Source organism: Novosphingobium lentum NBRC 107847 (assembly GCF_001590965.1).
Taxonomy (GTDB): domain Bacteria; phylum Pseudomonadota; class Alphaproteobacteria; order Sphingomonadales; family Sphingomonadaceae; genus Novosphingobium; species Novosphingobium lentum.
Window position 1 is genome coordinate 53,856 of sequence record NZ_BCTW01000011.1, and the last position, 22,118, is coordinate 75,973.

Annotated in this window: 26 protein-coding genes; 5 read left to right on the top strand and 21 right to left on the bottom strand. The window is 62.0% G+C overall.

What is annotated here, in order from left to right; genetic code table 11:
• Nucleotides 1-26: 26 nt before the first annotated feature.
• The 12 genes from NL2_RS11440 to NL2_RS11495 all read right to left on the bottom strand — a co-directional run bounded on the left by NL2_RS11440 (nucleotide 27) and on the right by NL2_RS11495 (nucleotide 8,210).
• Nucleotides 27-311 carry a hypothetical protein gene (locus NL2_RS11440; RefSeq protein WP_068075146.1) on the bottom strand — a complete coding sequence of 95 codons (285 nt, stop codon included), beginning with the start codon at nucleotides 309-311 and terminating at the stop codon, nucleotides 27-29.
• Between the two features lie 104 nt (nucleotides 312-415).
• Nucleotides 416-790, bottom strand: a complete 375-nt coding sequence (locus NL2_RS11445; RefSeq protein WP_068075149.1) for a hypothetical protein — start codon at nucleotides 788-790, stop codon at nucleotides 416-418.
• 46 nt (nucleotides 791-836) lie between these two features.
• Nucleotides 837-1,280, bottom strand: coding sequence for a DUF411 domain-containing protein (locus tag NL2_RS11450; protein ID WP_068075151.1), 444 nt, complete (start codon nucleotides 1,278-1,280; stop codon nucleotides 837-839).
• A gap of 43 nt (nucleotides 1,281-1,323) precedes the next feature.
• A complete protein-coding gene (locus NL2_RS11455) occupies nucleotides 1,324-1,719 on the bottom strand; it encodes a DUF305 domain-containing protein (protein ID WP_084356044.1) in 396 nt (131 codons plus the stop codon).
• 69 nt (nucleotides 1,720-1,788) lie between these two features.
• Nucleotides 1,789-2,235: a DUF305 domain-containing protein gene (locus NL2_RS11460; protein WP_084356045.1), complete on the bottom strand. Its 447-nt coding sequence runs from the start codon at nucleotides 2,233-2,235 to the stop codon at nucleotides 1,789-1,791.
• 43 nt (nucleotides 2,236-2,278) lie between these two features.
• The gene (locus tag NL2_RS11465; RefSeq protein ID WP_068075157.1) at nucleotides 2,279-3,004 is read right to left on the bottom strand and encodes a PepSY domain-containing protein; all 726 of its coding nucleotides are present in this window, start codon (nucleotides 3,002-3,004) and stop codon (nucleotides 2,279-2,281) included.
• A complete protein-coding gene (locus NL2_RS11470) occupies nucleotides 2,995-4,248 on the bottom strand; it encodes a copper resistance protein B (protein WP_068075160.1) in 1,254 nt (417 codons plus the stop codon). The genes NL2_RS11465 and NL2_RS11470 overlap by 10 nt, the downstream gene beginning before the upstream one ends.
• Nucleotides 4,245-6,140 (bottom strand): copper resistance system multicopper oxidase, encoded by a 1,896-nt coding sequence (locus NL2_RS11475; RefSeq protein ID WP_068075163.1) that lies wholly within the window; start codon nucleotides 6,138-6,140, stop codon nucleotides 4,245-4,247. Before NL2_RS11475 ends, NL2_RS11470 begins: the two co-directional genes overlap by 4 nt.
• 93 nt (nucleotides 6,141-6,233) lie before the next feature.
• Nucleotides 6,234-6,806 (bottom strand): RNA polymerase sigma factor, encoded by a 573-nt coding sequence (locus NL2_RS11480; protein ID WP_068075166.1) that lies wholly within the window; start codon nucleotides 6,804-6,806, stop codon nucleotides 6,234-6,236.
• Entirely contained in the window at nucleotides 6,803-7,240 is a 438-nt protein-coding gene (locus NL2_RS20785; protein WP_084356046.1) for a periplasmic heavy metal sensor, read from the bottom strand. Before NL2_RS20785 ends, NL2_RS11480 begins: the two co-directional genes overlap by 4 nt.
• Nucleotides 7,237-7,518 carry a hypothetical protein gene (locus NL2_RS11490; RefSeq protein WP_068075173.1) on the bottom strand — a complete coding sequence of 94 codons (282 nt, stop codon included), beginning with the start codon at nucleotides 7,516-7,518 and terminating at the stop codon, nucleotides 7,237-7,239. The genes NL2_RS20785 and NL2_RS11490 overlap by 4 nt, the downstream gene beginning before the upstream one ends.
• Nucleotides 7,519-7,658: 140 nt before the next feature.
• Nucleotides 7,659-8,210, bottom strand: a complete 552-nt coding sequence (locus tag NL2_RS11495) for a c-type cytochrome (protein WP_068075176.1) — start codon at nucleotides 8,208-8,210, stop codon at nucleotides 7,659-7,661.
• Nucleotides 8,211-8,478: 268 nt separating this feature from the next.
• On the opposite strand from NL2_RS11495, the gene copC reads away from it, so the two are divergent.
• The 5 genes from copC to NL2_RS11520 all read left to right on the top strand — a co-directional run bounded on the left by copC (nucleotide 8,479) and on the right by NL2_RS11520 (nucleotide 14,051).
• Nucleotides 8,479-8,859, top strand: coding sequence for a copper homeostasis periplasmic binding protein CopC (gene copC, locus NL2_RS11500; RefSeq protein ID WP_068075381.1), 381 nt, complete (start codon nucleotides 8,479-8,481; stop codon nucleotides 8,857-8,859).
• Between the two features lie 4 nt (nucleotides 8,860-8,863).
• Nucleotides 8,864-9,799 carry a copper homeostasis membrane protein CopD gene (gene copD, locus NL2_RS11505; protein ID WP_068075179.1) on the top strand — a complete coding sequence of 312 codons (936 nt, stop codon included), beginning with the start codon at nucleotides 8,864-8,866 and terminating at the stop codon, nucleotides 9,797-9,799.
• Between the two features lie 505 nt (nucleotides 9,800-10,304).
• Nucleotides 10,305-11,192, top strand: coding sequence for an NAD(P)/FAD-dependent oxidoreductase (locus NL2_RS11510; protein WP_068075182.1), 888 nt, complete (start codon nucleotides 10,305-10,307; stop codon nucleotides 11,190-11,192).
• 211 nt (nucleotides 11,193-11,403) lie between these two features.
• Nucleotides 11,404-13,668 (top strand): heavy metal translocating P-type ATPase, encoded by a 2,265-nt coding sequence (locus NL2_RS11515; RefSeq protein ID WP_245647668.1) that lies wholly within the window; start codon nucleotides 11,404-11,406, stop codon nucleotides 13,666-13,668.
• Complete coding sequence (locus NL2_RS11520) at nucleotides 13,665-14,051, top strand: Cu(I)-responsive transcriptional regulator (protein ID WP_068075188.1); 387 nt, start codon at nucleotides 13,665-13,667, stop codon at nucleotides 14,049-14,051. The genes NL2_RS11515 and NL2_RS11520 overlap by 4 nt, the downstream gene beginning before the upstream one ends.
• A 182-nt stretch (nucleotides 14,052-14,233) precedes the next feature.
• Here NL2_RS11520 and NL2_RS11525 read toward each other — a convergent pair whose 3' ends face one another.
• The 9 genes from NL2_RS11525 to NL2_RS11565 form a co-directional block, all read right to left on the bottom strand.
• Entirely contained in the window at nucleotides 14,234-14,983 is a 750-nt protein-coding gene (locus tag NL2_RS11525; RefSeq protein WP_245647663.1) for a COG4705 family protein, read from the bottom strand.
• A gap of 59 nt (nucleotides 14,984-15,042) precedes the next feature.
• Complete coding sequence (dmeF, locus tag NL2_RS11530; protein WP_068075191.1) at nucleotides 15,043-15,972, bottom strand: CDF family Co(II)/Ni(II) efflux transporter DmeF; 930 nt, start codon at nucleotides 15,970-15,972, stop codon at nucleotides 15,043-15,045.
• Between the two features lie 9 nt (nucleotides 15,973-15,981).
• On the bottom strand, nucleotides 15,982-16,257 hold the full coding sequence (locus NL2_RS11535) for a metal/formaldehyde-sensitive transcriptional repressor (RefSeq protein WP_068075194.1): 276 nt from the start codon (nucleotides 16,255-16,257) through the stop codon (nucleotides 15,982-15,984).
• 72 nt (nucleotides 16,258-16,329) lie between these two features.
• Nucleotides 16,330-18,111, bottom strand: a complete 1,782-nt coding sequence (locus NL2_RS11540) for a chloride channel protein (RefSeq protein ID WP_084356047.1) — start codon at nucleotides 18,109-18,111, stop codon at nucleotides 16,330-16,332.
• A complete protein-coding gene (gene lgt / locus NL2_RS11545) occupies nucleotides 18,108-18,947 on the bottom strand; it encodes a prolipoprotein diacylglyceryl transferase (RefSeq protein ID WP_068075197.1) in 840 nt (279 codons plus the stop codon). The genes NL2_RS11540 and lgt overlap by 4 nt, the downstream gene beginning before the upstream one ends.
• Before the next feature lie 118 nt (nucleotides 18,948-19,065).
• Nucleotides 19,066-19,812 (bottom strand): arsenical resistance protein ArsH, encoded by a 747-nt coding sequence (arsH, locus tag NL2_RS11550; protein ID WP_068075389.1) that lies wholly within the window; start codon nucleotides 19,810-19,812, stop codon nucleotides 19,066-19,068.
• A gap of 61 nt (nucleotides 19,813-19,873) precedes the next feature.
• The gene (locus NL2_RS11555) at nucleotides 19,874-21,160 is read right to left on the bottom strand and encodes an arsenic transporter (RefSeq protein WP_068075201.1); all 1,287 of its coding nucleotides are present in this window, start codon (nucleotides 21,158-21,160) and stop codon (nucleotides 19,874-19,876) included.
• The gene (gene arsC, locus NL2_RS11560; protein ID WP_068075203.1) at nucleotides 21,160-21,588 is read right to left on the bottom strand and encodes an arsenate reductase (glutaredoxin); all 429 of its coding nucleotides are present in this window, start codon (nucleotides 21,586-21,588) and stop codon (nucleotides 21,160-21,162) included. The genes NL2_RS11555 and arsC overlap by 1 nt, the downstream gene beginning before the upstream one ends.
• Entirely contained in the window at nucleotides 21,588-22,112 is a 525-nt protein-coding gene (locus NL2_RS11565; protein ID WP_068075392.1) for an arsenate reductase ArsC, read from the bottom strand. The genes arsC and NL2_RS11565 overlap by 1 nt, the downstream gene beginning before the upstream one ends.
• Between the last annotated feature and the right edge of the window lie 6 nt (nucleotides 22,113-22,118).

Sequence of the window (22,118 nt, forward strand, 5' to 3'; positions counted from 1 at the left end):
CGACCTGAAGCGGCCAGAACCTGCGCTTAGCCGACCGAAGAGGCTGACGAAGGCGATGCCATGCTATGCATCTCCTTCATGCAGTCTGCGGCACTCATTTTCATCATGTCGCAGTCGCAGCTTGCCACCTGCGCGGCATCGGGCACCCAGACGCGCCGCTGAGCCGGTCCCGTGGCGCGCGGGCCATATTGCGGAACCGATTTCCACTCGTAGTGGCCGGACTGTTGGCTGTGGTCGGGCTGGCCGGCGAATGCGGCAACAGGTGCGGCGAGGGCTATGCCCAGCAGGGCATAGAAAACACGGTTTTTCATGACTGTAATCCTTTGGCAAAACATCGTGGTAGCCGCAGGTCCGACAGGATGTTTGGGGTGCGCGATAAGCGCAACGATCCTATCAGCCTGACGGCCGAATTCGATCAGCCAAGGAGAGTCGGTGGTTCCGGTTCTGGAGTAAGTTCGCTGCCGTGCAGGACGGTAGTGTTCGTCCAGAAGGCCATGGCCGCATTAGCTGCAGGCACCGCAAGCGCCGGCGCATCGTTACGAACGGCCATAGGAACAACGCAGCCCATTGCGGCGATGCAGGCCAGGGTCATGCCCTTGCATGGTTTCTGCGCGGGCTGCTGTTGCTGCTCCATCATCTTCATGCAGTCTTCGCTCATTCCTGAATCGGCCATCCCAGCCACCGTCATCTGCGGAGGCATCGCAGGCGGGGCCGACGCAAAGGCGGCTTCCTGGCCGAGCAGACCGATCAGGGCTCCAAGCAGGAGAAAGAGGTGAAGCGCACGTTTCACAGCCGCTATTTCTTACGCCTCGCAGACGGAAAGAGCAATGTCATCGTCAGCCGCCATGCCGGGCAAATATCGTCTGGCCGAATGGCCCGAAAGCGATGACGTTATAGGGTTGCAGCTTCTGGCCAGCGACTTCCATCCCCGGCGAACCAATGGGCATACCGGCCACGGCTAGACCTCGTACGCCGCGCGGACGTTGCGCCAGCAGGCGTTTTATATCCGCGATCGGAACATGACCCTCGAATACAAGGCCATCGACAATCGCTGTGTGGCATGAGGACAGTGACGCCGGTACGCCTTGGGCGCGCTGTAAGGCGGTGCGTAGCTGATCATCGACGATGTTCACCCGCCGGCCAAATTGTTGGCGCACCTGTGCGGCCCATTGCTCACAGCAGCCGCAGCCCGGATCGCGATGCACGACGATAGGCACAGCTGCGGCGCTGGCGATGGAGAGGGAAGCGGCGAACGCAGCGAGAGCGAATTTGAGTGTCATATAAACCTTCTGTATTTCCCCCGCCCAAGGGCGAGGGAAGGCTCTACTGCGCGCGCTTGTGGTGAGCTCTCAGCCAACCCTGAAGCTCGCCCACTCCGCGCGTTTGCTCGGTAATCGCCTTGTTCGCCATCATTCGAACCTGCGCATCCTTGCTGTCGCGCAAAACAATGCGTGACATCGCAATCGCGCCGCGATGATGCTCGATCATCTTGCGAACCCAGGTTTCCGTCGCATCGCCGCCCATGGCAGACATCATCTTCTGATGCATTTCCATCTCGGCCGGCGGGTACGGATTGGCTGGCGTGGGGTTCATCATCTGGCCCATGTCCATCTTGGAATGATCCATGCCCTGCATTTGCGCGATCGCGGGTGTGGTCAACAATCCGACGATCATGACGGCGACTATTTTCTTCACAATTCTCTCCTCAGCGCCCCGCATTGTTAATACGCACGAGCGCGCCATTGCCCTCGCCAGGCTGCAAAAATTTCCGAGAATGAATTGCGAAATCTACTTGCGAGCTAGAATAGCCTTCATCTCATCAATCTCGCGGCGCTGAGATTCCTCGATGCCGCCGCACAGACGGACGATTTCCGGGTCTTTCAAGGACGCCTCGCGACACATCAGGATCGCTCCCGAATGATGCGGGATCATCGAACGGAGGAAAGCCGTGTCACCGATCGTAGTTTGCGTGCGAATGAGCGCGAATGATCCGGCAAATATCGCCACCGAACCAATCAGAAGGGCCATGTTTGCGGTCTTCGACGGAAACATATGGCCCATCGCGAGGATCATCAGCACCACCATCGGCGCAACCATCATCAACGTCATGTAGAGCATATTGAGGTTATTGTAGAAGCTCCCCAGGCTATCAATCATAACGAACATCACCAAATACATGATGACGCCGCCGACCAAGGTCTGCAGGGCAAGGCTCGAATATGCATTTTTCATCATTGGTCGTCTCCTTTGGCCCCCGCCCCGATTTTCTCCGCGATATTCAGCCGTTGCGGCGCCGCTTTCGCGGCCACCGGAAATACAATAGCGCCGATCCCGCGATCGCCAGCGCGAGACCCCCTGCGGCAAAGCCCATCAGCCAGGGCGTGTTGAAGTTTTCATGGTTCTTCCAATCCATGATGTGGAGGCCCCAAAAGAAGTCATAGAGGCGCCATGTGCCATTTCTGACGGCAACGATCCGACCACTATTCTGGGCGACGTAGACATGCGTCGCGTCGCTATCTGCGAAATCCACTCGCCACGCCGGAAGCATGCCCTTATATTCAGTGCTGGCCGCCAAAACCGGGCGCACGCTCGTCTGAGCCGCCGTGCCGCGATAGGCTTGCACCGCCACCGCGCGAGCCATGGCAGCATTCAGCGGGGAAATGACCTTCGCGGTCTCGGCATCGTGGAGCATTACCGTGCCGTCGACGAGTTCGACTTCGGCAACCTCGCGTCCCAGAAGTGGGCGATATCGGACTTCGCGCACGGGCTTGGTTGCGGCGCGCAAGACGAGGTCCAGCGGCGCGCGCGATTGCGACTGACCCAGCGTCGCAGGCGATATACGCTCCACAAGATGTTCACCGCGAACCCGGTCGATCGGCAACACGCTCATGATCAGACCGCTGGCAAACCACAGCAGTAGTTGGACGCCGATAGTCAGGGCCAGCCAGCGATGGACGCGGCTAGCCCCGACGTGAGAGCGGAGCCGGATACTTCTCAGAACCAGGTCCGCACGCCAATGACGAAGCTCGTCGCCTTGACGTCCTTCCCATCGGCCCGCGCATAGTCCGCCGTCCGCCCAAACTTACGGTCGTAGGAAACACCGATATAGGGAGCGAATTCGCGGCGGACCTCGTAGCGCAGGCGCAACCCCAGCTCGGCATTGGACAGCCCCGATCCGATCCGTGTCTCAGGGACATTTTGAGCCGAAAGGTTCAATTCGACGCGGGGCTGCAAGATCAGGCGCTGGGTGATGCGCTGATCATAATAGCCCTCGATCCGCCCCAGCACCTCGCCCTTGTTCGACAGAAACAAGGCGGCTTCCGTTTCGAACCAGTAAGGTGCCACCCCCTCGATTCCGATCGTCGCATATGTTCGGGACGGGTTGGGTTTGAAATCATACCGGACGCCGGCCTGCACGTTCCAATAGGGATCGAGCGCACGGCTGTAGAGCGCCTGGATTTCGGCACTATCGACCCCTTCACGAAGCGCTCCGTCGCCTTCGGTTTTGAGCACGAGCCGATCGAGATCCTTGCCGAACCACGCCTCGCCATCCCAACGATAGCCGTCGCGGCCGTTCCGGATCTGATATTCCGCCAGGTTGAACAGGATCATCGAGGATGAGCTTCCGCCATGTTCGTTGTGCAGCATGGAGCGTGAATCGGCCATTGCGCCGTTCTGATAGATCCGATCGGCGTAGTGATCTTTCGGAGGGGCGGGCGCCGGCGCGTCACCCGGCGCAAGGCTCGTGCCCCCTGCCCCATGACCCGCCATCTGCCCGTCCATCGCCCTCCCGGGCATGGACGACATGTCATGCTCCATCGGCTGACCGCCTGCGCCGCCAGGCATATTCATGCCCGGCATATCGTGGTTCATCGCACCGCCTGCGGGCGCGGGCATCGCCATGCCCGGCATGCTCGACATATCATGTCCGGCATGGGCATCGGTCGACGGGGGCGTCTTGCTGACTGGCATGGTCATACCGGGCATATCGTCCATTCCCGACATGCCTTGCATAGCGGGCTTGGGTTTCGCAGCGGGCGCCCTACGCCTTGCGGGCGCGGGTCTGGCAGCCGACTTCACGGCGGTTGCGCGTTTGGCCTGACGTGCCGGCCGGGCCGCTGGCTTCTTCTTTGCTGGCGGCTGAGACATCGGCATGTTCATACCGGGCATGTTTTGCATCGATTGTGCGGTAGCTGGTACGGCGAGGGCCAGCGGTGCCGCGCCCATCAGGAAAAGAAGCGACTTCATGCGGCTTCTCCCCGCGGCCGGACAGAGACGACGCGCATCATCCCGGCGTGCATGTGATAGAGCATATGGCAGTGGAAGGCCCAGTCGCCGATCGCATTGGCGGTGACATCGAAACTTACCTTGCCCCCCGGCGCGACATTGACCGTATGCTTGCGCGGTGAATATTCGCCATGCCCGGTAACCAACTCGAAAAAATGCCCGTGGAGATGGATCGGGTGCGACATCATCGTGTCGTTCACCAGCGTGACACGCACACGTTCATTTTCGAGGAATGGGATTGGCTCGCGCTTGTCGCTCAACTTAACGCCGTCGAACGACCACATATAGCGTTCCATATTTCCGGTGAGATGAATCTCCATCGCTCGGTCGGGTGCCCGCACGTCGGGATTGCGGTCCACCGCCATGAGATCGCGGTAAACAAGGACACGGTGCCCTACATCTTCGAGGCCCTGCCCAGGTTCACCCGTGCGGTCCATCGGCATCGGCGAAATTGTCTGCACGCCAGGCCCCATCTTCACCTGCGGGGCTTTGCTGGCGTCGCGCATATTCATGCCGCCCATTCCGCCCATCGCCATGCCGCCCATCGCATCACCGGCAGGGGCGCCCATTCCAGGCATATTGGCCATGGAACCACCCGCCGTCTTATCCATGCCTTGCATCGATGCACCGGACCCCATGTCCATGCCCGCCATACCGCCCGCGGCGGCTCCGCCGACTGCCATGTCGTGTCCCACCGCTGCGTGGTCCATGCCGGACATGCCGCTCATGTCCATGTCCCCCATGCCCATGTCCTTCATATTGGCGAGGGGCCGTTTGCGAAGCGGAGGGACTTCGGCTGTCATGCCTTCGCGCGGGGCCAGGGTGGCGCGCGCCATGCCCGACCGATCGACGGATTCGCCAACCAGCGTGTAGGCGCGGTCATCCGCTGGCGTGACAATGACATCATAGGTCTCGGCTACCGCGATCTGGAACTCATCAACCTCGACGGGCCTCACATTGAGACCGTCGGCCTGAACGACCGTAAGTTTGAGGCCGGGAATCCGGACATTGAATGTCGTCATGGCGGAGGCGTTGACGAAACGCAGTCGAACCCGCTCGCCCGGCCTGAAAAGCGCGGTCCAATTGTCCTGAGGACCATGCCCATTTACAAGGTAGGTGTAGGTTGAACCGGTGACATCGGAGACGTCGGTGGGGTCCATTCGCATTTTGCCCCAGTCCAGGCGTTCCTTGAGCGGTTGATCCTTCCCAGCCAAGAGACCGGCAAGCGTCTGACGCTGATAGTTGAAATAGCCCCCGCCGACCTGCTTGAGCTTCCGGAAAATGGCGTGTGGGTGCATCTGACTGTGGTCGGAAAGCACGACGACATGTTCGCGATCCGAGCGGATCGGGTCCTCGCCTTCCGGATCGATGACGATCGGCCCATAATGGCCCATCTGCTCCTGCAACCCCGAATGGCTATGATACCAGTAGGTTCCGGCCTGAACGATGGGGAACTCATAGACGAAGGTCGACTTGGGCTTGATGCCGGGAAAGCTGATCCCGGGCACGCCATCGAACTGGAATGGTACGAGTAAGCCATGCCAGTGGATCGAGCTATCTTCGTCGAGATCGTTGATCACCGACAGGCGCGCCGTCTGGCCCTGGCGCAATCGGATAAGGGGCGCGGGCACCGTACCGTTGATGCCAATGGCATGGCTTGCGCGGCCATCGATCATCATCATCTGATGAGCGATTTTGAGAGTGATATCGTTGCCGGTCACTGTCGGGAGCGGCTTGGCGATCCCGGCTGAAACGGGCTGGGCCCAGGCCGGCATCCAGGCCGACAGTGCCAGGCCACCGCCGGTCAGAGCGGCGCCGCGGAAGAGGTCGCGGCGGTTCAATACCGGGGGCATAATATCTCCTTGTTCAACGTGCAGCACTCTGGGTCCGCAAAGACGCTCGAGCGCGGTATCTCTCTCTCCTTACGCGCCAGCGAGGCGCACCCCTCATTCCTCGGCCAAGATTTCCGCGAGGCGCGCCCGCGCGCGGTACAGGCGCGTTTCAACGGCCTTTCCACTAATTGAAAGCGCGGTGGCGGCTTCCGACTGGCTCAGCCCTTCGACGGTGCGAAGCAGTAGAACCTCCCGCAACGAAGCGGGCAACGTGCCGATTGCGGCGGCCAACTGCTTAAGTTCCAATTTCGACGCAGCGCTGGCATGGGCCGAAGGTGCCTCGTCCGGCACCTGTTCGATTTCATCGGCGTACGTCGTTGAGCTGAACGTAAAGAGCTGCCGCACCTTCTGGCGGCGGCGCCAGTCACGGCACTTGTTGATCGCGATCCGCGACAACCATGCACGCAGCGGCCGGGCGCCATCATATTTCCGCAAATGGCCGAACGCCGAGACGAAGCAGTCTTGGGTAAGGTCCAGCGACTCTTCGGCATTGCCAATCATACCGCGAACCAGGCGGAAGATAGCGGTTTGGTGCCGATGCATTATTTCCGCAAAGGCAGCTTGCCGACCCGCGAGCGTCAGCGTCGCAAGTTCACCGTCCGAGCACGCCTGGAGATCCAGACTCACCGAGCATCGTCGGTGAGCGCATGTACCACCGCCTGATCGAAGGTCTTGGCCTGATCAGGGCGCAATATCTGGCGCATGGCGAAGATATGGCCAAGCGTTTCCTTCTGCAGCTCGCCCATCGCCTGATGCGACTGATCAACGGCCGCCGTGACACCCGGTCCGTTGCCATGTTCGGCTTCGATCGCGGCCGCGAGACGCGCGTTGTCCGCTCTCAGTTCCAGCTCCAGTGCGCGTCGGCGCACGGCAAAGCGCTGCTCAAGCAGTTCGATCTGAGCCTTCTGACGGTCGTTCAGGTCGAGCTTGCTGTGCAACACGTCGTGGAGTTCGACACCGGCTGCCTTGGGCTGGGGGAAGAAGTGACGGCCGAGGAACACGCCCGCAACGGCTGCGACAAAGGCGACGACTGCTACCAGAACAAGCAATTTTGCCCTCATTGAGGGCCCGCCAGCAGGGTCGAGGGAGCAAGCGGATTGGATGGCCCGAAAGGCGAAAGTGTTACCGATGCCTCGGCACGCGGCGTGAACCCGTTGCTGGCGATACCGAGCAGCACCGCACCAAAAGCCGCGACCGCGCCGAGCCTGAGTTGAGAACCGGTCGAAACCTGCGGCAATGCGGCAATACGCCTGAACACGGCCTCTTCCAGACCGATCAGGCCCGGATGCTCCGGTTCATTGCGCAAGCGGATCAAAAGCCCATCCAAGTCTGTTTTCATCGCAAAATCCTAATCTCTATCTGGTCAGCGCGCTGGCACGAGGCCGCCCGCTCCGCCGTTCGCTCGATCGGCCCTTAGCCATATCGCACCCGAGCGGTCGGCCTGGCTGAAGGATGACTTGTCGGCAGGCTGACACATTGTCACGGCATCATCTTTTTCATGCCAGGCATATCCTTCATCATCGCATCATGGTCTTCGGGCGCACTGGCAATTGCTGCCTGATATTGCGCGGGCGTCATCTTGGGCAGTTGCCGCACGAAAGCCACCATGTCCCAGATCAATTCGTCGCTATGCGTTTTACCCCAGGCCGGCATCGCAGTCAGCTTGACCCCATGCTTGATGATCCAGAATTGCGCCTTTGCCGATCGCTGCTGTTCCCGGAAAAGCTCCGGAGCCCTGGGATAGAGACCTTGGCTGACCTCCGACTTTTCCAAACCCGGCCCGAGATGGCAGCCGCTGCACATCTCGGTGTAAAGTCCTGCGCCGCTCTGCAGCCGTTTCACGTCCGCTAAGTTGGCCGGGACGCTCACGTTGCGAGACCGGACGGCGATCGATCGATCACGAAGCTGCTCTATCAGCCAATAGACCGGTCTGGTGTGCGGCGAATCCGCCCCGATGTCATAGGCGCCCACATATACGACGATCCCAGCCAGTGCACCGCCGACCAGCGCCGTCACAGCAATGAAGCCCATGCTCGGAAAATGCTTCCGCCGCCATGCCGTCCTCGAATGTTCCACCACGTCCTCCCGAGCAGAAGCGTCCCTGGATGTTCAGTGATCCTCACACCCATCCAATTGACCATACGCACGGCGAGCGCTCATCCCTCATCCGCCGCGCAGATCAACGGCGCGAACCCGTTGGCGCCCCAACATTGAAGAAATCTTGCAGGCAAAGTGAGGGGTCACGCCGCACGGTGCGTAAATCGCTTTGTCGGCAGTCTCGCCGCCCATGGAGAAATCGATGTTTCGTAAAACAACTTTTACCGTCGCCATGGCGGCGTCTGTCTTCGCCGCTACCGCTGTTCAGGCACACCCCAAGCTCAATAGCGCAACCCCCGCGGCGAATGCCGTCACCACGGCCCCGACCAGGATCCAGCTCGTCTTTTCCGAAGCACTGGTCGCACAATTCTCCGGGATCGACCTGACGATGACCGAAATGCCCGGCATGAAGATGGGGCCGATGAAGATGAACGGCGTCACGGCGACCGTGGCTGCCGATGGCAAGACGCTCGTGGCCGCGCTTGCCAAGCCGTTGCCGGTTGGAACCTACAAGGTCGACTATCACGTCGTCTCTGCCGACACCCATCGCATCCAGGGGAGCTATACCTTCAAGGTCCAGTAAGAGCGTGCCGGACATCATAGCGATCACGGTCAGGCTAGGGCTTTACCTCGATCTCATGCTCCTCTTCGGGATGCCGATGTTCGGCCTCTATACGTTGCGCGGGGCCGAGCGAGCATCCGGCTCGGTCCTGCGCTTCCGCTCGGTCTTGGCGACGATAGCACTGGCCGGCATCGGACTATCGATCCTGGGCATGATGGTGCTGGCGGCCTCGATGGCAGGCGTCCCGCTCAATCAGGTTGACCGGGCCACGGTCTCTCTTTTGATATCGGGCACGGCGATCGGCACGGTATGGCAAGTGCGGGTCGCGGCCCTCCTGCTCGTGCTGTATTTTTCCATCGTCGGATGGCGTCGCCCGGCTTTCGCGCTGTGGTCGTTGTCGACCACCGCCGCTCTCGCTCTCGCAACCTTGGCCTGGACCGGTCACGGCGCGGCCGATGAAGGCTTGCGGGGATGGATCCATCTTGGCGCCGACATCACCCATCTGTGGGCCGCGGGTATATGGACAGGAGCCCTCTTCGCCCTTTGCCTTCTCATTTTCCGCCCTAGCGCCCGCATGGCGATAGATCATATCCACCTCTCCCACCGTGCGCTGGATGGCTTTGCAAAGATCGGATCGGCTGTCGTGGCGCTGCTTATTCTGTCGGGCCTCATCAACAGTTGGATTCTGATCGGACCGTCCAGGCTCGGATCACTTTTTACCAGTCTCTACGGTCTACTGTTGGCCGGAAAGCTGATACTTTTCGGCGTCATGCTGATGCTGGCCGCCGCCAATCGCTTCTTCCTGACGCCCTCCCTTGCTGCGGCCATTGAAACCGGCAACGCATCTTTGGCGATAGGGTCACTCCGCCGCAGCCTCGCCATCGAGACCGGATGCGCCCTCGCTATTCTTGCCCTCGTTGCCTGGTTGGGCCTGTTGGCCCCGCCTGCATCCGGGATGTAATGGTCTTTACGGCAGGGCACGGGAAATCGCCTCTTTGTGCCGGTCGAGCTCGCCACAAGGGAGATAGGCGATTTCCAAGTCCGCGAGATAATGAGCCCGACCACCAACATGAGTATCAGCGCGAGACCAGCGACAACCATGATCACCCAAAGCGCGTGGCCCATCGAGACCGAAAAAGGGCTGTAGGTCTCCAACTTCCCCCGTCGATGATGGTGTCGTCGCCCTGACGCTGCGACCTGTGGTTGTTGCGGGGCGAGCGACAATGGAGCGCGATCGGTAATTCCAATCCGTCTTCGCCACGTCCGCTCGCCCCCGCGCCACGCTGCGACCCGTGGGCACCTGAGCTGTCCATCCAGTTGGCGATGGGCTTCATCTCAATTTACGCAGCAACGGGGCTTACCCCTCACGGGCTACTGCTTTTTTTTCGCGGAACGCGCACGCCTTCGAGGGAAGGAGCGGCGTGCCGCGTAATACCATTGACGACCGAGGTCAGCGAAAGGCAGGCATGTACGACTGCGTGATCATAGGCGGCGGCCCTGCGGGGCTTACAGCCGCAACCTATCTAGGCCGGTTTCTGCGTTCTACGCTGGTCATCGATGCTGGCGATGGCAGGGCGTCCTCCATCCCGACGACACATAACCTCCTCGGTTTTCCAGACGGTATCTCTGGCAGGAATCTGCTTGTTCGCATGCATCAACATGCAACCCGCTACGGTGCCGAATTGGTCACCGGAGAGGTCGAGCGCATCGACCGCGTCGAGAAGGGTTTCGTCGTCGAAACGAAAGCGGAAATCTTCGGTGCGCGAACAATATTACTTGCCCAAGGCGTGACAAATCATCGACCGCGAATGGCGCAGGAGCCGCATGATCGAGCCGTTGCCCAAGGGCTGATACGCTATTGCCCGATCTGCGACGGCTATGAGGTCCGCGGCAAGCGAGTGGCCGTGCTGGGCTGCTCCGACCATGGTGCGGCCGAGGCTCTGTTCGTTCGCCACTACAGCGACACCGTGACCTTACTCGCCCAAGACGGCTCGCAACTGTCGGACGCCGAAGAGGCAGATCTGGCTCGAGGCGGTATTGCGGTCGAACGCGCGCCAATCCGGGACTTGTCGATCGATGGTGAGAATTTGCTCGCCCATTTGACTGATGGCCAATTGCTCCCGTTCGACACCCTATATGTTGCCCTTGGAACCTCTCCTCGCTCGGAACTGGCGCGAATGGCTGGCGCTGAACTGAGCCCGGCAGGTTGCATCGTGGTTGACGAGCATCAGCAAACGACGGTCGGCGGCCTATTTGCTGCCGGCGACATGGTTGAAGGGCTGGATCAAATTGCGGTCGCGGCAGGTCAGGCGGCCAAGGCCGCGACGGCCATCCACAATCTATTGTCCGGCTGACGTGGGAACGCGCCAAGGTACGCGCGCAAAAATAAATGTGGGCCGGGCTTGACCCTGACATGATGTCAGACCCCAGATTGACCTTCGTCGATAAGGAGACGAGCCTGTGACTGATCCTCTTCCAGCGAGCAATTCTGGTGCGCACGGCTGCTGCGCGGGCAAACACGGCGGCGACGCCGACGCGAAGACGGCCAAGGATCCGGTTTGCGGCATGATGGTCGATCCCACGGCAACGCCACATCATGCCTCGCATGACGGCGAGGACTATCATTTCTGCAGCGCCGGCTGCCGCACGAAGTTTGCCGCCGACCCGGTGCACTACTTGTCCGCGGGTGACACAGAGGCGGCGGTCGCCCAACCAGGCGCGATCTGGACCTGCCCGATGCACCCGGAGATCCGCCAAGACCATCCCGGGCCATGCCCGATCTGCGGCATGGCGCTCGAGCCGGACCTCGTGACGGCAGACACCGGGCCAAGCGGCGAACTGCTGGATATGTCCCGGCGTTTCTGGATCGCGCTGTTGCTCACGATCCCGGTCTTTGTCCTGGAGATGGGCAGCCACCTGTTCCCGGCGCTGCACGATCTTGTGCCGGCCCGTCTATCGGGATGGTTGCAATTCGCGCTGGCAACCCCGGTCGTACTCTGGGCAGGCTGGCCATTCTTTGAACGCGGTTGGGTGTCCATCCGGACGCGCAACCTCAACATGTTCACGCTCATCGCAATGGGGACGGGCGTGGCCTGGGCCTATAGCGTGGTCGCAACCTTCGCTCCGAGGATCTTTCCCGCAGCGTTTCGGATGATGGACGGCACAGTCGCAATCTATTTCGAGGCCGCCGCCGTCATCACCGTTCTCGTGCTGCTGGGACAGGTGCTCGAGCTACGTGCCCGAGAACGGACCTCAGGCGCGATCAAGGCGCTGCTCAACCTCTCGCCCAAGACCGCGCGCCGCATTGGCGCGAACGGGGATGACGAGGAGGTGTCGCTCGACCAGGTCGCTGTCGGCGATCGTCTCCGCGTTCGACCGGGTGAAAAGGTGCCGGTCGATGGGAAGGTCGAGGAGGGCCGATCCTCGCTCGATGAGTCAATGGTGACGGGAGAATCGATGCCGGTCACGAAGGCGCTCGGCGACGTGGTCATCGGCGGAACGATCAATCAGAGCGGCGCGCTCGTCATCCGCGCCGAGAAGGTCGGCCGCGACACGATGCTCGCGCGCATCGTCCAGATGGTCGCTGACGCGCAGCGTTCGCGGGCACCTATCCAGCGACTGGCCGATCAGGTCGCGGGATGGTTCGTGCCCGCCGTTCTGCTGATCGCGCTCATTGCCTTTGGAGTATGGGGTATCTGGGGGCCGGAGCCGCGCCTCGCCCATGGCCTGATCGCCGCCGTCGCCGTCCTCATCATCGCCTGCCCCTGCGCCTTGGGGCTGGCGACGCCGATGTCGATCATGGTCGGCATCGGCCGGGGCGCTGGGCTCGGCGTGCTGATCAAGAATGCCGAAGCTCTGGAGCGGATGGAGAAAGTCGACACGCTGGTCGTCGACAAGACAGGCACGCTGACCGAGGGACGGCCATCGGTCACCCGCATCATTCCCGCGGCAGGCTATCAGGAGACCGAGGTGCTGCGGCTCGCCGCCGGCGTCGAGCGGGCGTCCGAACATCCGCTGGCACTGGCCGTGGTCGCCGCCGCCAAGGATAGGGGGATTGCGCTTCCCGAGGTCACCGACTTTGATTCACCGACCGGCAAGGGCGCGATCGGCACGGTGGATGGCAAGCGCATCACGCTCGGCAACGCCCGTTTCCTGTCAGAAAGCGGGATCGACGTCAGCGCACTCGAGCGGCAGGCGGACGAACTGCGCCAGGATGGTGCGACCGCCATCTTCCTCGGCATCGACGGGCAGGCGGCCGGAATTCTTGCCATTGCCGATGCGATCAAGGCGACGACAGCCGAGGCCATCGCGGCGCTTCGCAAGGAGGGCATAAGGGTTGTGATGCTGACGGGCGACAATCGCACTACGGCGCAAGCGGTTGGGCGGAAGCTCGGGATCGACGATGTCGAAGCCGAAGTGCTGCCGGATCAAAAGAGCGCAGTAGTCGCGCGACTGAAGGCTGAGGGCCGTATCGTCGCCATGGCCGGCGACGGGGTCAATGACGCGCCTGCGCTCGCGGCGGCTGATGTCGGCATCGCGATGGGCTCCGGCACCGATGTCGCGATTGAAAGCGCGGGCGTGACGCTGCTGAAGGGTGACCTGAACGGCATTGTCCGTGCGCGCCGGTTGAGCGAGGCGACGATGTCCAATATCCGTCAGAACCTGTTCTTCGCTTTCATCTACAACGCCGCAGGTATCCCGATCGCAGCGGGGCTGCTCTATCCGATCTTCGGCATCCTCCTCTCCCCGATCATCGCGGCAGCGGCGATGGCATTGTCCTCGGCCAGCGTGGTCACCAACGCGCTCCGCCTTAATCGGGTGACGTTGTGAACATAGGTGGCGCGTCGGGCGCGAGCGGGGTCTCGCAGCGGATGATCCGCCACTATGAGAAGATCGGCCTCATCCCGTCGGCCGCGCGGCGGGATAGTGGCTATCGCGACTACAGCGAAGCCGACGTCCATCGGCTTCGTTTTATTGCAAATGCCCGCGATCTCGGCTTTCCGATCGAAGAAATCCGACAGCTGCTTTGTCTGTGGTCCGATCGCGATCGCGCCAGTTCGGAGGTCAAGATGTTGGCGGAATCGCGCGCCGCCGACCTTGGGCGGAAGGCGGATGCGCTCAACGCCATGCGGGAAGCGTTGCTCGACTTGGCAAAAGGCTGCCACGGCAATGAGCGACCCGAATGTCCGATACTCGCGCGTCTGGCCTCCTGAGCCGATCCTACAGGTCTGCTAACGGCCGAGAGACGCAAGTTCAGCCCTTGGTGACCGTGAACTCGATGAGAGTTGCACGCTGCAGTACCAAGATTCGTTAGCCACGCTATGTCGGCATACAGCAAGGCATCGCAAGAAGACTGCCCCAGTCTCGACAGCGTTCGATCCAGAGCGATGCGCGCTCAGTCGAGGACCACGTGCTTGGGATGCTGCCCGGCGCGTTGCGGCAGAACAATGATAAGAAGCACGATGGCAGCGGTCAGAACGGCGGACGCCAACGGCCGGCTAAATGACAACCCGCCGTGATCCAGCGGTTTGTCAAGGAAATCGCCGACTGCAGCCCCGAGGGGGCGCGTCATAATGAACGCCGCCCAGAACAGCAGCACCCGACTAGCGTTTGTCGTGTAAAATAGCAGCGCCAGTACGGCAAGCAGCCCCGCGAATATGATCGCGGCGCCGATATAGCCGAGGTTGCCGGTATCGGCCGTCCAGTCGCCGAGCGCAGTGCCCAATGTTTGCGAGAATGTAATTGTGATCCAGTAGAACAACTCAGCCCTCGGCTCGCGCACGGTATCGACCGAAATCGATCCGAGTGTCCGATACCAGACGATCAGCGAGGCCAGCACGCAGCCGAGCAGCAGTGCCGATCCTCCGGTATAGCCGATACCGAGCGAGCGGGTGGCGAAGTCCGCCATCGTCGTTCCCGCCGTCGTCGAGGCGATGATCGTCGCCCAATAGAGGAACGGGTGAAAGCGCGGCGCCGCCACTTGCCACCACACCAGGGCGACCAGCACCGTCAGGAAGATCGCGGTGCCGACCAGATAGCCGAGGTTCATCGTCATCGAGACGGTATCGCCGCCCGTTTCGCCGAGCGTGGTCGCGAGGATCTTGATGAGCCAGAAGCCCAGCGTCACAGCGGGCACCTTGCTCACTAGTTCCCGCTTCGTTGAGTCCAACACGGCGTCTTCCTTTCGTTGGGTTCCGCGCGGTTCTAGCGACACTCGACCGTGAGGTGCGCGAGTTCGTGGACGGGCGCGAGCCGGGCGCGGATCTCGTCGCCGGTGACGCCCCGCCCAGCCACGACGCTGACGATCGCAGCGTGCGCTTCGGGACCGACACGCCAGACATGAAGGTCGGTGATGCGCGCGTCGCCGGGCGTTTCGACCAGCTCGCGCACTTCCTCCTCGACATGATGATCGGTCGCATCGAGCAACACAGAGGCCGTGTCGCGCATCAGCGACCATGACCATCGCGCGATCACGACCGCGCCGACAATCCCCATCACTGGGTCCATCCAGACCCACCCGAGATAACGACCCGCCAGCAGCGCGGCGATGGCGAGGACAGAGGTGAGCGCGTCGGCGAGGACGTGAATATAAGCCGAGCGCATGTTGTTGTCGCCGCCATGCTTGTCGTGAGCATGGCCGTGGTCGTGCCCATGATGATCGTGCCCGTGATGGTGCCCGCCCGAAAGCAGGAAGGCACTGGCGATATTCACTCCCAGGCCGACCACCGCGATGATCGTCGCCTCCCCGAATGCTACCGTGATCGGCTGAAACAGACGAAGGATGGACTCGACGCCGATCCCGAGCGCTATCAGCCCCAACACCATCGCCGACGCGAACCCGGCCAGATCGCCGACCTTGCCCGTGCCGAAGCTGTAGGCCCGGTTGGAGGCATGGCGCTTGGCATAGGCATAGGCAGCCGCGGCAACCCCGAGCGCGCCCGCGTGCGTCGCCATGTGAAAGCCATCGGCGAGCAGCGCCATTGAGCCGGTCAGGTATCCGGCGACAATTTCGACCACCATCATCCCGGCGGTGAGCGCCACGACCCACAAGGTGCGGCGCGCGTTGTCGTCGTGCGCCGCACCCAGGAATACATGATCGTGCGCAACGGCTTCGATTTCGGGCAATGTCGCCATGAGGAAGTCCTATTTGGAGTAGCGGCGGATCACCGCCAGCAATTCTTTGGCGCCGGCCGCCCGCTCGGCGTCATCGAGCCCTGCGCGGGACACATGCGCTTCCAGATGCTCGGCAATGATTTCGTACATGAGGCCATTCACCGCACCACGCACCGCCGCGACCAGGTGCAGCACGTCGGAACAGGAGGAATCCGATTGTAGTGCGCGCTCGACCGCCCCGACCTGTCCCGCAATTCGGCGCACGCGCGCCACCAGATCAGCATTCGTTTCGGACAAGTGAGCCATATCATACCCCCCTACCCTATATATGCCTGCATGACAACCTTTGGTGACGGGCTCGGGCGGCGCTCGTGGAGTTCAGCGCTCGCCGAAAAGCTCGCGCTGTGCCTTTTCCAACTCTTCAGTATAGCGCCGCCGGACATAGGTTTCCGAGACGAGGCCGAGCACATGACGATCGGCCGACAACACGGCAAGTTCATCGGTGCGTGCTTCATCGAAATTCGTCATCACTGCGGCTATGTCCATATCCGGCGTCAGCGCCACGTCGTGCCCTGAGGCGAGTGTGGCGACGCTGGCGTTCGGATCGAGCCCTTCCGCATAGGCGGCCGGTACGACTACGATACCGGCATAGACATCTTGCGCGTTGGCCAAGACAACCCTGCTGGTCGATCCGAGCGGGAAGGTACGCCGAAACTCCGCGATCGACATGGAGGCGGGCGTAGGCTTGGTTTCCTTTCGCATCATCCGCCCTGCGGTGAGGGTCTTCACCCATCCCACATCGCGCGCGCTCTTGATAGTTTCGCCGCGCAGATGAAGTCGCCACGTCGAAAACGAATAGCCGAACAGCTCGCGCACGATGGTTGAGGACACCAAGGACGCAGCGATGACCGCCCCCGTCAGAGAAAAATCATGCGTCGCTTGCAGGACAAGCATTGCCATCGTCATCGGCCCGCCCACGACCGCGACGGCGAACGCCGCCATCCCCACTAGCGCGGCATTGCGCGGATCAACCACGGGATGTCCGACCATCAATGTCAGACTTTCGGCGAAGAGGTGACCGATCAGCGTTCCTAGGAACAGCGACGCAAAGAACAGCCCGCCCCGAAATCCAAATCCGAGCGATACGATCGACGCGGCGCTTTTGGCGAACAGCACGATCAGGATGAAACCGAGCGAGGCGCCGAGCGCCAGATCAGCGTGAAGCGCATCGTGCCCGGCCGAGAGGGACTGTGGCGACACTATCGCGATCGGGATCAACAACAGGCCGCCTAGCACGGGGCGCGCCCATTCCGGCATCCCCGTTCGTCGCGTTCCATGCTCGACCAGCGCCACGGCGCGCATCAGTACGATCCCAAGCAGCGCACAGATAGCGCCCAACCCCGCGTAGATCAGGTAATGGTGCGTCTCGACTGAGACGCTTGAGGCAGCGTCGATCAGATAGGGTTGCTGCCCGAAAGTCTGCGCGACGAGCGCACCGGCCAGAGCTGCAGCGGCCACGGGTGCAATCGCCGACGGCGTGTAAGCCCCGATAACGATCTCGAATGCGTAGAATGCCCCCGCTAGAGGAGCGCCGAACGCGGCGGCGATAGCCGCGCCCGTCCCGGCCCCGACCAGCGTTCGTTGATCGGCACGACGCAGCTTCAACCAACCGCCGAGCACCGATGCTACGGCCCCGCCCATTTGCGCATAGGCGGCTTCGAGGCCGACCGACGCTCCAAAGCCATTCGAGAGAACCGTTTGCCCTGAAATGACAAGGCTATCCGGGAGCGACATGCGCCCGCCGTGCAGGGCATTAGCCTCGACCGCGTCCACCAGGCGGCGCTTGCGAGCACGGGTCGCGTATCCGAACGCTGTGAAGACAAGGCCACCTAGCGGCAGAACGATTAGGCTCGGCAGTCCGAGAGCCGCGACGCCGCTTAATCGCGTGTTCGGGGGTAGCGCGAATAACAAGTGCTGCAGAGTCCGCGCGAGCGCGCCCAGCACCACGCTAAGCAGGCCTGCAGCCCCGCCAATGCCGATTGCCAGCACGATGAACGATGCTTCGCTGGCGCGCAGCCACCCCCGAAAGTCTCGCGCTAGCAGGCGGGCGCGCCTGCGAGTGATGATTTGCGCGACTATGATGCGACGTGGGTCGGTCATATTTGCGAGACGGTGGTCGCTGAATCCAAGCGACGCATGCGGCCCGCAGATGTGGCAATCAGGTAAAATCCGCCGACGAACATCGGCAAGGTGAGCCACTGACCCATGTGGAGGCCGGTTCGCGCCGCGAAACCGACGAGCTGGGCATCAGGCTCGCGGAAAAACTCTACCGTGAACCGGGCCAGTCCATAGCCGATGAGGAACACCCCGACCAGCATACCGGGCCGACGGCGGGCATTCGTGAACCAAAACAAGCAGGCGAGCACGGCAAACAGTGCCAACCCTTCAAGTCCGGCCTCATAGAGTTGACTTGGATGCCGGGCGAGGCCGTCATGGCTTCCCGGGAATACGATCGCCCACGGCAGATCGGACGGCCTTCCCCACAGCTCACCATTCACGAAGTTGGCGAGGCGGCCGAATAGCAAGCCGATCGGCACCGTGCAGGCGACATAATCGTGGACACGCAACCAATCTAAGCCGTGCCGACGCGCGAAGAGGATCAGCGCGAGCGAGACACCGGCAGCGCCCCCGTGAAACGACATGCCGCCATCCCACAGCTTCAAGATCTGCAGGGGATGGAGGATCATCTCGGGACCGTAGAAGATCACATATCCGAGCCGCCCGCCCAGGATCACGCCGAGCGTTGCATAGAACACCAGATCGTCGGCTTGCGTGCGGATCATCGCAGCGACGGGTTGTGCGAGGAGTCGCAGCAAATACCACCAACCGATAACGATGCCCGCGATATAGGCGAGCGAATACCAGCGCAGGTCGAGCGGGCCAAGGGACAGCGCAACTGGGGTGAGGCCGAGATCGGCAAACTGAATATGGTGCATCACGCCTGACTTTCGGACTTAAGCGGTATGTGGCCCTGTCCTCCTGGCGCTAACCTCTCCCCCGATTGAAGCCAAGCAAACATCGATCGGCGCATTCCCAGACGACGCGGGCCAGACGCTATTGCTGGGGAGCAGTGGCGATACTCGACAGATCGGTTGCCGTATTGATGAGCACGCCGGCATCCTTGCGTTCCGAGTAGCGATCGACGAGCTGAGCGCTGTGCGGGCGCAGCAGCACCGTGAACCGCACCAATTCCTCCATCACGTCTACGATCCGGTCGTAATAGCTGGAGGGCTTCATGCGACCGGCGTCGTCAAACTCGTTGAACGCCTTGGCGACACTCGACTGATTTGGGATCGTCACCATCCGCATCCAGCGGCCGAGAACGCGCAGCGTGTTGACGCTGTTGAATGACTGCGACCCGGCCGACACCTGCATGACCGCGAGCGTGCGCCCTTGGGTCGGGCGCATCCCGCCCATCGACAGTGGAAGGTGATCGACTTGCAGCTTCATGATCCCGGTAATCTGGCCATGACGTTCGGGGCTGCACCATACATGCCCTTCTGACCACATCGACAGTTCGCGTAGGTCGTGGACAGCCGGATGATCATCGCCGGCATGTTGATCGGGCAACGGCAGCGTGGAAGGGTCGAAAATGCGCGTCTCGCACCCGAAGAATTGCAGCAGGCGGGCCGCTTCCTCGACGCACAGCCGTGAGAATGATCGCTCGCGCAGGGAGCCGTAGAGCAGCAGGATTCGCGGCGCCGGATCACCCGCACCGAGGCCGAGTGCGGGCCGTTGGATCGCATAGCGCCGATCAAGCGCGGGCAGATTGTCGGGCTCGGGAAGGTAACGGAGCGGCATCAGAGCGCTTTCACGAAATAGCGGCCCGAGGCCGGGCATAGCGCGGTAAGGAGCAACCCTGTCATGCAATGCTGATCCTGATGGCAAGCGCGGCGAGCGTGACGAGCAGCACCGGCACCGTGATCGTAACCCCGACACGGAAGTAATACCCCCATCCGATCCGAATGCCCTTCTGGCCGAGAACGTGGAGCCACAAAAGCGTCGCGAGTGAACCGATCGGCGTCAGCTTGGGGCCGAGATCGCAGCCGATCACGTTCGCGTAGATCATGGCTTCCTTGACCGCGCCCGTGGCGTGCGCGGCGTCAATCGACAACGCCCCCACCAGCACCGTCGGCATGTTGTTCATCACGGAAGACAGGACAGCCGCGATGACGCCTGTTCCCAGGGCCGCTCCCCACACGCCCCCTTGTGCGGTGCGATCGAGCAGCGCCGCCAGATGGTCAGTCAGGCCAGCATTCCGCAGGCCATAGACGACAAGGTACATGCCGAGGGAGAAGATCACGACCTGCCACGGCGCACCGCGCAGCACCTTGCCGGTCTGGATCACGCGGCCACGGCCCGCGATCACCAGCAGCAGGATCGCGCCGGCAGCGGCAACGGCGCTGACCGGCACGCCAAGCGGTTCAAGCAGGAAGAAACCAGCAAGCAGCAACCCGAGGACGATCCACCCGGCACGGAAGGTCGCGGCGTCACGGATGGCTTCACGGGGGGCGCGTAGCGCCGCCACGTCATAGGCTTGCGGAATGTCGCGCTGGAAGAATAACAGCAGCGCGCCCAGCGTGGCGGCGATCGACACCAGATCGACCGGCACCATCACGGACGCATATTCGCCGAAGCCGACCTTGAAGAAGTCGGCCGACACGATGTTGACGAGGTTCGAGACGACGAGCGGCAGGCTGGCCGTATCGGCGATGAACCCCGCCGCCATGACGAACGCCAGCGTTGCCTTGTCCTTGAAGCCCAGCGCCCGCAGCATGGCAATGACGATTGGCGTCAGAATCAGCGCAGCGCCATCATTTGCGAACAACGCAGACACCGCCGCACCCAGCAGAACGATCAGGACGAACAGCCGACGACCATGCCCCCTGCCCCAGCGGGCGACATGCAGCGCCGCCCATTCGAAGAACCCGGCCTCATCGAGCAGCAGGCTTATGACGATAATCGCGACGAACGCGGCTGTCGCGTTCCAGACGATGCCCCACACCACCGGCACGTCGGACAGCGTAACGACGCCCGCGAGCAACGCCACGACAGCCCCGCCCATTGCGCTCCATCCGATGCCAAGGCCCTTGGGTTGCCAAATGACGAGCGCGATCGTCGCGACGAAGATCAGTACGGCAAGGAGCATCAGGCGACGCGCTGACCCGAATCATCAACTACCTGTTGCCCGTCTTCCTTCGCGAACGCACCGAGTTGGTCGCTTGTAAGCAGATCGAGCACGGCTTCGGAAGGGCGACAGAGCTTCACGCCTAGCGGCGAGACGACCAAGGGCCGGTTGATGAGGATCGGGTGCGCCATCATCGCATCCACCAGCGCGTCGTCAGAAAGCGACGTGTCGCCCAGACCAAGCTCTGCATAGGGTGTCCCCTTCTCGCGCAGCAGCTCGCGGGGTGTAATGCCGGCGCGATCGATCAACTCGACTAGCAGCGGGCGCGAGGGTGGGGTTTTCAGATATTCAATGACATGCGGCTCAATGCCGGCGTTTCGGATCAGACCGAGGGAGTTGCGCGACGTTCCGCATTCGGGGTTGTGATAGATGACGATATCGGTTGCCATCACGCGACGTCCGAACGGGGTGAGGATGCGCCTTCCCCCTGCCCTATCTCGCGCACCTTGGCGCGCAGCGCGGAGGCTTCCAGCTTCTCGATCGGCAGGGCCGCAAACAGCGCGATCCGGTTTTCGAGGTATCGCAGCGCCGTGACGAATGCGCGCCGACGTTCCATATCGCTGCCTTGCACCGAAGAGGGGTCTTCGATCCCCCAATGAGCCGTAACCGGATGCCCCAGCCAAACCGGGCATGCCTCGCCGGCAGCATCGTCGCAGACGGTAAAAACGAAATCCATGACAGGCGCGCCGGGCACCGCAAACTCATCCCAGCTTTTCGAGCGCAGCCCTTCAATCGGGTATTCAATATCCGCAAGGAGCGCGAGGGCGTCAGGGTTCACCGCTCCCTTGGGATGGCTTCCAGCCGAGAAGGCACGGAACTGACCCCCGCGCTTCGTAAGCGCGCTTTCGGCGAGGATCGAGCGGGCGGAATTGCCCGTGCACAGGAATAGGACGTTAAACGTGCGATCGGACATGGCGGA

What these genes read in the sequence shown, in the direction of transcription:
- NL2_RS11440 (WP_068075146.1), bottom strand. Translation starts at nt 311, where the DNA reads ATGAAAAACCGTGTTTTCTATGCCCTGCTGGGCATAGCCCTCGCCGCA.
- NL2_RS11535 (WP_068075194.1), bottom strand. Translation starts at nt 16,257, where the DNA reads ATGGCTCACTTGTCCGAAACGAATGCTGATCTGGTGGCGCGCGTGCGC.
- NL2_RS20785 (WP_084356046.1), bottom strand. Translation starts at nt 7,240, where the DNA reads ATGAGGGCAAAATTGCTTGTTCTGGTAGCAGTCGTCGCCTTTGTCGCA.
- arsC (WP_068075203.1), bottom strand. Translation starts at nt 21,588, where the DNA reads ATGGCAACCGATATCGTCATCTATCACAACCCCGAATGCGGAACGTCG.
- NL2_RS11510 (WP_068075182.1), top strand. Translation starts at nt 10,305, where the DNA reads ATGTACGACTGCGTGATCATAGGCGGCGGCCCTGCGGGGCTTACAGCC.
- NL2_RS11555 (WP_068075201.1), bottom strand. Translation starts at nt 21,160, where the DNA reads ATGCTCCTTGCCGTACTGATCTTCGTCGCGACGATCGCGCTCGTCATT.
- dmeF (WP_068075191.1), bottom strand. Translation starts at nt 15,972, where the DNA reads ATGGCGACATTGCCCGAAATCGAAGCCGTTGCGCACGATCATGTATTC.
- NL2_RS11460 (WP_084356045.1), bottom strand. Translation starts at nt 2,235, where the DNA reads ATGATGAAAAATGCATATTCGAGCCTTGCCCTGCAGACCTTGGTCGGC.
- NL2_RS11540 (WP_084356047.1), bottom strand. Translation starts at nt 18,111, where the DNA reads ATGACCGACCCACGTCGCATCATAGTCGCGCAAATCATCACTCGCAGG.
- NL2_RS11495 (WP_068075176.1), bottom strand. Translation starts at nt 8,210, where the DNA reads ATGGGCTTCATTGCTGTGACGGCGCTGGTCGGCGGTGCACTGGCTGGG.
- lgt (WP_068075197.1), bottom strand. Translation starts at nt 18,947, where the DNA reads ATGCACCATATTCAGTTTGCCGATCTCGGCCTCACCCCAGTTGCGCTG.
- NL2_RS11450 (WP_068075151.1), bottom strand. Translation starts at nt 1,280, where the DNA reads ATGACACTCAAATTCGCTCTCGCTGCGTTCGCCGCTTCCCTCTCCATC.
- NL2_RS11455 (WP_084356044.1), bottom strand. Translation starts at nt 1,719, where the DNA reads ATGCGGGGCGCTGAGGAGAGAATTGTGAAGAAAATAGTCGCCGTCATG.
- NL2_RS11565 (WP_068075392.1), bottom strand. Translation starts at nt 22,112, where the DNA reads ATGTCCGATCGCACGTTTAACGTCCTATTCCTGTGCACGGGCAATTCC.
- arsH (WP_068075389.1), bottom strand. Translation starts at nt 19,812, where the DNA reads ATGCCGCTCCGTTACCTTCCCGAGCCCGACAATCTGCCCGCGCTTGAT.
- NL2_RS11490 (WP_068075173.1), bottom strand. Translation starts at nt 7,518, where the DNA reads ATGAAAACAGACTTGGATGGGCTTTTGATCCGCTTGCGCAATGAACCG.
- NL2_RS11515 (WP_245647668.1), top strand. Translation starts at nt 11,404, where the DNA reads ATGATGGTCGATCCCACGGCAACGCCACATCATGCCTCGCATGACGGC.
- NL2_RS11470 (WP_068075160.1), bottom strand. Translation starts at nt 4,248, where the DNA reads ATGAAGTCGCTTCTTTTCCTGATGGGCGCGGCACCGCTGGCCCTCGCC.
- copC (WP_068075381.1), top strand. Translation starts at nt 8,479, where the DNA reads ATGTTTCGTAAAACAACTTTTACCGTCGCCATGGCGGCGTCTGTCTTC.
- NL2_RS11475 (WP_068075163.1), bottom strand. Translation starts at nt 6,140, where the DNA reads ATGCCCCCGGTATTGAACCGCCGCGACCTCTTCCGCGGCGCCGCTCTG.